Source organism: Pseudomonas sp. NPDC087614 (assembly GCF_044743485.1).
In the GTDB taxonomy this organism is placed as follows: Bacteria; Pseudomonadota; Gammaproteobacteria; order Pseudomonadales; family Pseudomonadaceae; genus Aquipseudomonas; species Aquipseudomonas baetica_A.
The window spans coordinates 1-10,686 of the sequence record NZ_JBIUWN010000119.1 but is presented as its reverse complement, the minus strand read 5'-3'; the positions used below and the strand labels follow the sequence as shown (position 1 = coordinate 10,686).

At 60.4% G+C, this 10,686-nt stretch carries 9 protein-coding genes; 5 read left to right on the top strand and 4 right to left on the bottom strand.

The window, feature by feature from the left end; translation table 11 throughout:
* The first annotated feature begins 98 nt into the window (after window positions 1-98).
* Window positions 99-1,313: a phosphoserine phosphatase SerB gene (serB, locus tag ACIOWA_RS26390; protein ID WP_339432306.1), complete on the top strand. Its 1,215-nt coding sequence runs from the start codon at window positions 99-101 to the stop codon at window positions 1,311-1,313.
* Between the two features lie 103 nt (window positions 1,314-1,416).
* Here the strand turns inward: serB and ACIOWA_RS26385 are convergent, their stop codons facing one another.
* Entirely contained in the window at window positions 1,417-3,171 is a 1,755-nt protein-coding gene (locus ACIOWA_RS26385) for a molecular chaperone (protein ID WP_401162706.1), read from the bottom strand.
* A 220-nt stretch (window positions 3,172-3,391) separates the two neighbouring features.
* Here ACIOWA_RS26385 and ACIOWA_RS26380 point away from each other — a divergent pair, with 220 nt between their 5' ends.
* Window positions 3,392-3,793, top strand: a complete 402-nt coding sequence (locus ACIOWA_RS26380; protein WP_221731209.1) for a lectin OAA — start codon at window positions 3,392-3,394, stop codon at window positions 3,791-3,793.
* A 68-nt stretch (window positions 3,794-3,861) separates the two neighbouring features.
* Here the strand turns inward: ACIOWA_RS26380 and asd are convergent, their stop codons facing one another.
* Genes asd through ACIOWA_RS26365 form a run of 3 tightly spaced genes read right to left on the bottom strand, consistent with a single transcriptional unit; the run spans window position 3,862 to window position 7,137 of the window.
* The gene (gene asd / locus ACIOWA_RS26375) at window positions 3,862-4,722 is read right to left on the bottom strand and encodes an archaetidylserine decarboxylase (RefSeq protein ID WP_339432308.1); all 861 of its coding nucleotides are present in this window, start codon (window positions 4,720-4,722) and stop codon (window positions 3,862-3,864) included.
* Between the two features lie 18 nt (window positions 4,723-4,740).
* A complete protein-coding gene (gene rhdA, locus ACIOWA_RS26370; RefSeq protein WP_339432309.1) occupies window positions 4,741-5,556 on the bottom strand; it encodes a thiosulfate sulfurtransferase in 816 nt (271 codons plus the stop codon).
* A 42-nt stretch (window positions 5,557-5,598) separates the two neighbouring features.
* Complete coding sequence (locus ACIOWA_RS26365; RefSeq protein WP_339495011.1) at window positions 5,599-7,137, bottom strand: HDOD domain-containing protein; 1,539 nt, start codon at window positions 7,135-7,137, stop codon at window positions 5,599-5,601.
* A 166-nt stretch (window positions 7,138-7,303) separates the two neighbouring features.
* Here ACIOWA_RS26365 and motA point away from each other — a divergent pair, with 166 nt between their 5' ends.
* The 3 genes from motA (at window position 7,304) to ACIOWA_RS26350 (ending at window position 10,459) form a co-directional block, all read left to right on the top strand.
* Complete coding sequence (gene motA, locus ACIOWA_RS26360; protein ID WP_339432311.1) at window positions 7,304-8,155, top strand: flagellar motor stator protein MotA; 852 nt, start codon at window positions 7,304-7,306, stop codon at window positions 8,153-8,155.
* Window positions 8,156-8,158: 3 nt separating this feature from the next.
* Window positions 8,159-9,235 (top strand): flagellar motor protein MotB, encoded by a 1,077-nt coding sequence (motB, locus tag ACIOWA_RS26355; protein WP_339432313.1) that lies wholly within the window; start codon window positions 8,159-8,161, stop codon window positions 9,233-9,235.
* A 90-nt stretch (window positions 9,236-9,325) separates the two neighbouring features.
* On the top strand, window positions 9,326-10,459 hold the full coding sequence (locus ACIOWA_RS26350) for a sterol desaturase family protein (RefSeq protein WP_339432314.1): 1,134 nt from the start codon (window positions 9,326-9,328) through the stop codon (window positions 10,457-10,459).
* Window positions 10,460-10,686: the final 227 nt, after the last annotated feature.

The following is a 10,686-nucleotide window of genomic DNA, read 5'->3' as shown; positions in this document are numbered from 1 at the left end:
GAATCGCGACAGGCCCGAGCCCGCCAAAGCGCTCGCGGGGCCCGCTGGTCACTTAAAGTGGGTAGAAAGCGGTTTTTTTCCAGTTGCGGGGGTGCGCGTTGCGCGAAATCGTCCTGATTAACATCACGGGAGTCGACCGTCCGGGTCTGACGGCGGCCATTACCGGTGTTCTGGCCCAGGGTGGTGTGAACATTCTCGACATCGGTCAGGCGGTGATCCACGACACCCTGTCGTTTGGCATCCTGGTTGAAATTCCCGATTCCTTGCAAGGCAAGTCGGTGCTCAAGGACATCCTGTTCAAGGGCTACGAGCTTGATCAGCAAGTGCGCTTCACCCCAGTGTCCGAAGAGGATTACCAGCAATGGGTGGGCAATCAGGGCAAGAAACGCCACATCGTCACCCTGTTGACGCGCAAAGTGACGGCTGGCCAATTGCAGGCTGTCAGTTCGATCACCGCCAAATACGGCCTGAACATCGATCACATCGACCGTCTGTCGGGTCGTATGCCGCTCGACACCCCGGCCGACCAGGGCAAGGGCTGCATCGAGTTCTCCGTGCGGGGCGAAGCGGCTGATCCGCAGGCGCTGCGTGCCGAGTTCCTCAGCGTCGCGCAGGAACTGAACGTCGACATCGCCTTCCAGGAAGATTCGCTGTTCCGTCGCAACCGTCGCCTGGCGGTGTTCGACATGGACTCGACGCTGATCGAAGCCGAAGTCATCGATGAACTGGCCAAGGCGGCCGGAGTTGGCGAGCAGGTTTCGCACATCACCGAACGTGCCATGGCGGGCGAACTGGATTTTCGCGCCAGCTTCAAAGAGCGTCTGGCGCTGCTCAAAGGCCTCGACGTCAGCGTGCTGGACTCGATCGGCGCTTCGCTGCGCCTGACCGAGGGAGCCGAAACCCTGTTCGCCGAACTCAAGCGTCTGGGCTACAAGACCGCGATCCTGTCGGGCGGCTTCACCTATTTCGCCAAGCAATTGCAGGCCAAACTCGGTATCGACTATGTGTTCGCCAACGAACTGGAAGTGGTCGACGGTAAGTGCACAGGCGTGGCGATCGAGCCGATTGTCGATGCGCAACGCAAGGCTGACCTGTTGAAAGAACTGGCGCACAAGGAAGGTTTGCGTCTGGAGCAGACCATTGCGGTCGGCGACGGCGCCAATGACCTGCCGATGCTGGCCATTGCCGGGTTGGGCGTGGCGTTTCGCGCCAAGCCGTTGGTCAAGCAGTCGGCGAAGCAGGCGATCTCCACCCTTGGGCTCGATGGCGTGCTGTATCTGCTGGGCTTCCGGGATCGCGACGGGCAGCTCTGACTCTCCAGGGCCTGCGTCGGACTCTTCGCAAACAAACCCGCTCCCACTTTGGAATGCATTTCAAGTGTGGGAGCGGGCTTGCTCGCGAAGGGCGCAACCCGGTCTAAAGCGACTTCCACAACGAATCGAAATCCTCTTCGCTCCCGCTCTGCGACGCCGCCTCCAGCGAGCGATAGGCAAACTGATTGAAACTGTGCGTACTCGCCACCCGTCGATCCAGCCCGGCGGGGTGCTCCTCGCCCAGCGTGTTGATCAGCACCTTGCTGCCTTCCTGAAAGGGTAAACGCGGCGCCAGCAAGGTGGCCGGCAAGTCGATCGAGCTGATCTGCGGCAGTAGCAATCCCCGTAAATAGTGGCTGTGATCGTCCCGCGAGCGCACCAGTTGCAAACCGCACGGTTGTGCATGGGGCGCCACCAGTTCAATGCCCATCTGCGTGCCGCTGCCGCGCACCTGCCGGATCCAGCGAATGACCGCGATGCTCCAGCCCTGATTCGTGCTGTCCTGAATCCCGAGCATTTCCCCGGTCTGTAGCTCGACGGGGACTTCTTTCGGCCAGCCCAGGCAATAACCACCGGGACTGTGATTGATCACAGGCAGAGCATACGTCGGATAGTGTGGCGTGCTGTCGGTGCTGCTGTCGTCCTCCACCAACTGGTCGTACTGAATTTCTTCGTAGGGCAGAAACTCATCGGCCTTGCTTTGCGGCGCGGCGTCGAACGCCTGGCTCCAACTGTCCTTTTCACCTTGAGTCACGGCGCTGCTGAAGTTTGCCGCGCGTGCGCCGGGGTGCTTGAGCAGTTCGCTGAACGTGCGTTCACCACCCAAATAGAAGTGCAGGGCGCTCATGCCCACGCACACGGTCAGGCTGCCTTGGCCCACGGTGCGCTGAAAACTGCGCTCGGCCGCCTGGCCCCAGGTCGCATGCAAGTGTTGCAGGGTGTCGAAGCTCAGCCCGGCAGGGACGGGCAGCGGCGTCGACGTGTCCTGGCGCTGCAGAAATGCCTCGATGACATTCACCAGCGGCTGCGGATCGAAGCCGAGCAGTGCATTTTTCTGCTCACTGCGGAACATGTTGCGATAGCGCGGCCCGGCATCGAGTTCGGCGCTGATCGCAAACAAACCCTCGTCCGGGCTACCGGGATGCAGTTTGAGCAAAGCACTCCACGGCTCGATCACTTCTGCCAGTCGGGCAATCTGGTTCTGTCGCAGTTGATTGCAGCGGGCGCAGCCCAATAGCAGGGCGGCGATGTAAGTCTGTTCCAGGCTCAACTCGGTGCTCAGGCTGGCGAGATCGTCATGCACCTGGCGCTGTTGCAACTGCAATTGACAGGCTATTCGATAGAGCTGATGCAGCTCGAACCACAGATGCTCCGGCGGCGAGCTGTACAACTGCGCGGCGCGCACCCCTTGAGCTTTAAGTGCATGGGCTGCCCGTTGCAGGGCCTGGCTGACAAGTGCTGCGCGATCCTTGCTGTACTTCGGCGCAATGCGCAACACGATCTGTTTGTAGCCGATGGCCAGATGACCTTGCAGCGCCTGACACAGGTTGCTGATCTTGCGCGAGCGCTCGTCGAGCATGATCGCCTGATGCAGGAAGTGCCGCTCCAGATGCTGGCAGACGAAGTACACCTCAGGGCGCAGCAGCTCCAGCAGTTGCAGGCGATTGTCACTGGGGGTGAGCAACAGATTGAGTTCGCCCAGGCCTTGATACAACAGGCGGGCGGTTTCGCCGATGTTGGCTTTGGGCAGGTCGGCGATCCAGCGTTTGAGATCGCGCGGGGTGTGTTCACAGAACGACAGGCGCGTTTGCGTTGGCGTCGGGGCGCGTAATGTCGGTTGGAATTGAGGCTCACTCATGCCATGACCAGCTCCGGAAACGAATGGGGCAATGCACAAAACTCTAGCAGCTGTGGCCGGGTTCGCGGGTTCCTGTGGGGTTTTTTACCGTTTGTCTGCTTGCTCGTTGCCATGCCGTAGGCGCAACTAGGCTCTTAGGCGTGCGATCGGATACGCACGGTCGTACGGCCTGTTGCCAATAGCGGGCAGGTCTCTTCATAACTTCAAGGAGATGAGGTTCATGTCTAAATATGTAGTGGCAAATCAGTGGGGCGGCAGTTCGGCCCCTTGGCATCCAGGTGGAGATTGGGTGCTGGGCGCGCGGGACAACCAGAACGTCGTGGCCATCGAGATCAAGTCCGGCGACGACGGCAAAACGTTCACCGGCACCATGACCTACGCCGGTGAAGGGCCCATTGGCTTCAAGGCGCAACGCACAGGCCAAAACCAGTACAACGTCGAGAATCAGTGGGGTGGCAACGATGCCCCGTGGCATCCGGGCGGCAAGTGGGTCATTGGCGGACGGGACAATCAGAACGTTGTCGCGTTGAGCGTCACTTCCAATGATGGAGGGAAAAACCTCAGTGGCACCAATACCTATGCCAACGAAGGGCCAATCGGCTTTCGTGGGCAAATAGAGTAACGGTCCCCGCGAGTCGTATCCGCCCATTCGCAGACGTGCGAACGGGCGGATCAGTGGCTACATCAGACTCAGGCTTTTGGCAGCGCCAAACCCTGGCCCATCTGCACTGGCGAGCCAGCCGCCAGTTCTTCAGCCCACTTCACTTGATCCGGCCCGAACAGCACGATCGCGGTCGAACCCAGCTTGAAACGGCCCAGTTCGGCGCCTTTTTCCAGATGAATCGGCGCGCGGGCGGCTTCGTCGTAGCGGAAGGTTTTCAGCTCGCGTTTCGGCGGCGTGACCAGGCCGGCCCACACGGTTTCGATCGAAGCCACAATCATCGCGCCCACCAGAACAACCGCCATCGGGCCGCGTTCGGTGTCGAAAATGCACGCTACGCGCTCGTTGCGGGCGAACAGCTCCGGGACGTTTTCGGCGGTGGTCTGGTTGACCGAGAAGATCCGGCCCGGGATGTAGACCATTTCACGCAGGGTGCCGGCCAGCGGCATGTGTACGCGGTGGTAGTCCTTCGGCGACAGGTAAATGGTGGCGAAGTCGCCGCCCATGAACGGCGCTGCGTTTGCCGCGTCACCGCCGAGCAGTTCCAGCACGCTGAAACTGTGGCCCTTGGCCTGGAACACCCGACCGTGTTCGATCGGGCCGAGCTGGCTGACGGCACCGTCGGCCGGGCTGAGGACTGCGCCCGGGGTTTCGTCCAGCGGACGCGCGCCGTCTTTCAGGGCGCGGGTGAAGAACGCGTTGAAGTGCTCGTAGGCAGTCAGGTCTTCAACCAGTGCCTGCGACATGTCCACTTGATAGCGCTTGGCGAACCACTGGGTGAATGCATTCTTGAACCAGCGCACGCGGCACTCGGCAATGCAGCCGGCCAGGCGCGACAGCAAATGATGAGGCAGCAGGTACTGGCTGAGGATAAACAGACGCTCTTTCATTAGTTGTCCTTAAAAACCTTAAATCTCGACAGGCGTGTCGGGGTGGTTGCCCCATTCGCCCCAGGAACCGGCGTAGCCTTTGACTCGCGGATAACCGAGGGACTTGGCCACCAGATAAGTGAAGCCCGACCGGTGATGGGTCTGGCAGTGGGTAATGATTTCTTTGTCCTTGGTGATCCCCAGGTCTTCGAGGATCTGCGGCATGTCAGTGCGAATGCGTAACTGACGCGCCTTGTCCATGCCCGCCGTCCATTCGAAATTGACGGCGCCGGGAATATGGCCGGCTTTGGCGGCCAGGACCTTCTCGCCGGAGTATTCCAGCGGCCCGCGTGCATCCCAGATCGCCAGGTCGGCGGCGCCGAGACGGCTTTGCAGGTATTCGCGCGTGGCGGTCGGTTCTTCGTGCAGCGTCAATGCCACCGGACCACCGGCGGCAGGAGGTACCTGGATCGACATCGGCATGCCATCGGCCAGCCACGCCGGCAGACCGCCATCGACATAGTGGTACTTGTCGTGACCGATCACGTCGAGCAGCCAGATGAAGCGTCCGGCCCAGCCGCCGCCCTCGTCGTCATAGACCACGTAGACCGCGTCCTGGCGATGGCCCAGTTCACCGAACAACGCTTCCAGATCGGCTTTGGCCGGCAACAGTCCCGGCGCCGGTGGCTGGCCGAACTGGGTTCGTTTCGGATCGACAAACCGCGCCCCGGGAATGTGTCCTTCGGTGTAGCGGGCGGCACTGGTCAAGTCCACCAGAATCAGATCGCTTGCCTCGAGCCTGGGGAGCAGGTCGCTCGGTTCGATCACGAGCGGCAAGCCAGAGAAGTCAGACATGTGAGGTCTCCAGAGCACAAAGTGGGGGATTGTAGCGCAGCCTCATCGGCCACGGCTGCTAAAGCTGTGCAGGGCTTTTTCGATGCATTGCGCGGTTTTGCCAAAGGCTTGCACGGTGATATCGGCGAAGGGGCCACCGCCCTGATCGGCGACGACGATCATGATCACCCGGCCATTGTTGACCAGTGAGCGCAGGAACAGGTGCTCGCCACGAAACAGCGAGCGCAGGTTCGGCGGCAGCAGGGCAGAGAATTGTCCGTCGTTTTGCGGGTTGATCCGTACCTGCGCCTGTTGCGCGAGCAGCCGTTGCAGGACTTTGCTCTGACTGACCACAAAGTTCAGCGCCCCCGCTTCTTTTGGCAGGCCGAAGGTCTGGTGCACGCGCAGATTGGACTGGGTGCGATCGGCCATCAGGATCATCACCCGATGCATGCCGCTGGCGACCAGGGCGTCACGGGCGGCAACGGTCAGGCTCATGGCATTGGTGAAGCGACTCGGCTCGGCCAGCAGTTCGGCGCATTGCCGGCGCCACTGCGTCAGATCTTCGGCGCTGGGGGCGGCGGCCGGGAGCATTCCGGCCGGCAAGCGATGAGTGCCCCACGGCCATAGCAGCGAAATGGCCGGGTGCCACAGATCCGGCAGCGCATGGTGACGCGCGCTGTTGGCAGCCTGTTGGTGCAATTGCTGCTGCACCTCGTCCATCGAAATTTGCAGATAAAGGCTGGTCAGGTACTGCCAGCGCTTACTGTGCGGACTGTCCCACGCCTGTTGCGCCGACAGCGCCAGCCCGTTGGCCAGCAGCACGGTGTTGGCCGGCTGATTGAGCCAGCGGCGCAACGTCGGATCATCGTCCAGACGATTTTGCTGACGTAACGGGTGCTCGCTGTCGCGGGCGATTCTAAGGACCTTGACCAATTCGCGGCGCTCGCCGAGCAGCAATTTGTAGCCTTGTTGCACCCAGACCGGCAGGTGCCATACGTGCACCAGCGCCTCGGCGATTTTCAGCAGGCGCACGCCGAACAACTGTTTCTCGACAGTGCGCGCCGACTCGCCCTTGTGGATAACCCGCAGTTCCCACTCTTCAAGCAACTGTGGATACGTCAGCGCCAGCGGCCACAACGGCGAGAGAAACAGCAGACTGCCCCAATGAATGTCCTGCCACAGCCGCGCCAGGCGACTGGCAAAAAAACCGTTGGCCTGTTGCGTGGCGTGTTGGCTGATCATTTGCAGTTGCCGCAGGGCCTTGGGAATCTGCATCTGCGGTTCGGCAGGCAGGCGTGCCAGCAGTTCTTCGGTGCGGGCGAGGCCGAGACGGTTGATCGCCACTTCGAGATTTTCCGCCGGTGTACTCATCGTGCCGTGGGTGTGACGATTTGCCTCACGGATGATGCTCAAGGCCAGCGCCGGGCTGTCCTGCATCAGGTCAGCGATGTCGCGCAGAGAACTGCGGTTGTCACGAATGGCCCGGCAGACTTTGTCGTGAGCGTCTTGCGGCACGGGCAGGCGCACGCTATCGAGCCATGTCACCCAGCCTTCAAGGGTGGTCGGTTTTACGTGTGGGACGTTCGTTTCATTAGCCATGTCTGGACGAGATCTTCACTGACTGTAGACGCGCCCGGCATGGGCTAAATTGGCTTTTCGCCTGAACTGGCTATAGTCTGGCGCAGTTTTGCCGATAAGTAGAAGAAGAGATTTTTTAACTTCCGAATATGACCTTGAACCCGACTTAAATAAGTACTTTCTACCTATGGCTAAAATTATCGGCATCATCGTCGTATTCGCGAGCGTGCTCGGCGGATACGTGCTTTCCCACGGCAAGATTGCCGCCCTGGTCCAGCCCTTCGAGGTGATGATCATCGGTGGTGCGGCACTGGGTGCATTCCTCCAGGCCAACCCCGGTTACATGACGATGCACGTGCTCAAGAAATCCCTGAGCATGTTCAGTTCGCGTTTCAGCCACACCTTCTACCTGGAAGTGCTCGGCCTGATCTACGAGATCCTCAACAAGAGCCGTCGCGAAGGCATGATGGCCATTGAAGGCGACATCGAAGACGCCGCCGCGAGCCCGATTTTCGCCAAGTACCCGGCAGTCCTTAAAGATGAACGCATGACCGCGTTCATCTGTGATTACCTGCGCATCATGTCCTCCGGCAACATGGCTCCCCATGAGCTCGAAGGCCTGTTCGACATGGAGCTGTACAGCCTCAAAGAAGACCTTGAGCACCCGTCCCACGCGGTAAACGGCATTGCCGACGCCATGCCGGGTTTCGGTATTGTCGCGGCGGTACTGGGTATCGTGGTGACCATGGCATCCTTGGGTGAGGGCGATCAGAAGTCCATCGGTCTGCACGTCGGTGCGGCGCTCGTGGGTACCTTCTTCGGTATTCTCGCCGCGTACGGTTTCTTCGGCCCGTTGGCGCATTCCCTGGCCCACGATGCCAAGGAAGAACTGAACGTCTACGAAGCCATCAAGGCCTCGCTGGTGGCTTCGGCTTCCGGCATGCCGCCATCGTTGGCGGTGGAGTTCGGTCGCAAGGTGCTGTACCCGGCGCACCGTCCAAGCTTTGCCGAGCTGGAACAAGCCGTTCGCGGTCGTTAAGCCATGGAAAATAATCAGCCGATAATCATCAAGCGCGTCAAGCGCATAGCCGGTGGGCACCACGGCGGGGCATGGAAAATCGCCTTCGCCGACTTCGCCACGGCAATGATGGCGTTCTTCCTGGTGTTGTGGCTGCTGTCCACCGCAACGCCGGAGCAGAAGATCGCCATCGCCGGCTATTTCAAAGACCCGGTCGGCTTCTCTGAAAGTGGCACGCCTTACATCATCGATCTGGGCGGTACACCGACCCTGGCCCCGGAAAATACCCTCAACCCCGAGGTGAAATCCCAGCCACAACCGGACAAGGTCACCGTCGACACCGATCAGGTCGAAGGCATGGCCGAGCAGGTCGAGAAGGAGCGTCTGGAACTGCTCCTGCAAGAGTTGCAGAACAAGGTCGACGAAAACCCGCAACTGCAGAAGTTCAAGGATCAGATCCTCTTCGAGATCACGCCGAACGGCTTGCGCATCCAGATCATGGACGCCGAGAACCGGCCGATGTTCGACTCCGGTTCCGCACGTCTGAAGCCGTACTTCGAAGACATCCTGCTGGCCATGGCCGACACCATCAAAGCGGTGCCGAACAAGATCAGTATCAGCGGCCACACTGACGCCCAGCCATACATTGGCCGTGGTGATTACGGTAACTGGGAACTCTCGGCCAACCGTGCCAATGCCGCTCGCCGCGCATTGGTCGCTGGTAGCTATCCGGAGGAGCAGGTGGCGCGAGTGGTGGGTTATGCCTCGTCGGCGTTGTTCGACAAGGAGAACCCGTTCAATCCGGTCAACCGCCGCATCGACATTGTCGTGCTGACCAAGAAGGCTCAGGCAGCCATCGAAGGTGCGCAAGGTGCCGAACCGGCGAAACCGGCAGAGCAAGGGCAAAATGGTGCCGTTGCAACGCCACCGGTCGATCCGAACGCACTGCCGGCCGATCAGCAACCGGTGCCTGCCCACGAGTTGCGTGAACGGTTGAACCTGTTCGACGACGCGGCACCTAAACCGGCCGAGCCGGGAAGTGCGGCGCCGGCGCCGACAACGCCCCCGGCGACTGCACCGGCCCCCGCGCCGAAGCAGTGACCCCTAAAAAGCCACGGTAACCGTGGCTTTTTTGTGCCTGCCTGCGTCGCATTGACCAATCGCAGTTTTCGCATTCACGGAAGATCAGTTATGGAAAGAGTCAAAGCCTATTTTCAGCGGCACGGCCACGCCCCCTTCAAGTTTGGTGAGGGGCGGGTCAGTGGTTATATCTCGGCCACGCTCGGGCTGTTGAGCCTGCTCGCGGTGTTGTGCTTCCTGTTTCCCGAGTGGCTCACCACTGCTGAACTGCGCAAGGTCTACGACGAACAGTTTGCGCGTACCACGCTGTTGCTGGGGCTGGTGCTGTCGTTCAGCCTCGGTACCCTGAATATCCTGCTCAACAAACGCAAGCGTCTGGGGATCACCGGGCTGGTCGCGTCGGGGCTGGCGGTATTTCTCGGCGGCACCAACGTGCAGGTCAGTGCAATCGGGCAGACCCCGTACTCGCTGGGTCTGGACTGGTTTGTCCTGGCGCTGCTGGTCTCGGCCATCGTGTTTATTCCTCTGGAAAAACTGTATGCCAAGGACCCCGAGCAAAACATTCTGCGACCGCACTGGCGCACTGACCTGACCTACTTTTTTGTCAGTCACATGCTGGTGCAATTCATCCTGATTTTCATCACCGCTTCGTCGAGCTACATCGCCGGTTGGGCCGTGTCGCCGGGCTTTCAGGCCAGCGTGCAAAGCCTGCCGCTGGTGGTGCAGTTCCTGCTCGCGGTGCTGGTGGCGGACCTCGGTCAGTACTGGCTGCATCGGCTGTACCACGTTGTACCTTTTCTGTGGCGCCTTCACGCCGTGCATCACTCCAGCACGCACATGGACTGGCTGGCCGGATCCCGCGTGCATTTCATCGAAATCCTGCTGACCCGCACCGGCGTACTGGTGCCGCTGATGCTGCTGGGCTTTGCGCCGCAGGCGTTGAATGCCTATGTGATTCTGGTCGGCGTGCAAGCCGTACTGGCCCACGCCAACGTGCGGATCAAGGGTGGCTGGCTGAATTACCTGATCGTGCTGCCGCGCTACCACCACTGGCACCACGCCCGGCACAAGGACTACATCTACAAGAACTACGCGATCCACACGCCACTGGTGGACATGCTGTTCGGCACCTTCAAGCTCCCGCCGAAAGAATGGCCGGTGCGTTATGGCGTATTTGGCAAAGAGCTGCCGGGCGGGATTGTGCAGCAGCATCTTTATGCGTTTAAGAAGCCTGAGCCGAAGTAGGGCAGGTGGATGTGGAGGAGCCGCGTTGATCGCGGCTTTTTTACGTCTGTTGAACGGCAGGCTGTTGTAAAGGAAATGTCCTTCCGATTTTGAAGAATCCCCCTACAGCTATCTTTTTTTCGCCTCGTTACTGTGCCCGCCAGTTCTCGCGAGCACAAACCAGGGACGGTTTCGACATCGCGCTCTTTTCCTCTTTGCTTAAGGATAAGCGTATGTTCCGGCCGGCC

What these genes read in the sequence shown, in the direction of transcription:
- ACIOWA_RS26385 (WP_401162706.1), bottom strand. Translation starts at nt 3,171, where the DNA reads ATGAGTGAGCCTCAATTCCAACCGACATTACGCGCCCCGACGCCAACG.
- ACIOWA_RS26380 (WP_221731209.1), top strand. Translation starts at nt 3,392, where the DNA reads ATGTCTAAATATGTAGTGGCAAATCAGTGGGGCGGCAGTTCGGCCCCT.
- asd (WP_339432308.1), bottom strand. Translation starts at nt 4,722, where the DNA reads ATGAAAGAGCGTCTGTTTATCCTCAGCCAGTACCTGCTGCCTCATCAT.
- rhdA (WP_339432309.1), bottom strand. Translation starts at nt 5,556, where the DNA reads ATGTCTGACTTCTCTGGCTTGCCGCTCGTGATCGAACCGAGCGACCTG.
- ACIOWA_RS26365 (WP_339495011.1), bottom strand. Translation starts at nt 7,137, where the DNA reads ATGGCTAATGAAACGAACGTCCCACACGTAAAACCGACCACCCTTGAA.
- motA (WP_339432311.1), top strand. Translation starts at nt 7,304, where the DNA reads ATGGCTAAAATTATCGGCATCATCGTCGTATTCGCGAGCGTGCTCGGC.
- motB (WP_339432313.1), top strand. Translation starts at nt 8,159, where the DNA reads ATGGAAAATAATCAGCCGATAATCATCAAGCGCGTCAAGCGCATAGCC.
- ACIOWA_RS26350 (WP_339432314.1), top strand. Translation starts at nt 9,326, where the DNA reads ATGGAAAGAGTCAAAGCCTATTTTCAGCGGCACGGCCACGCCCCCTTC.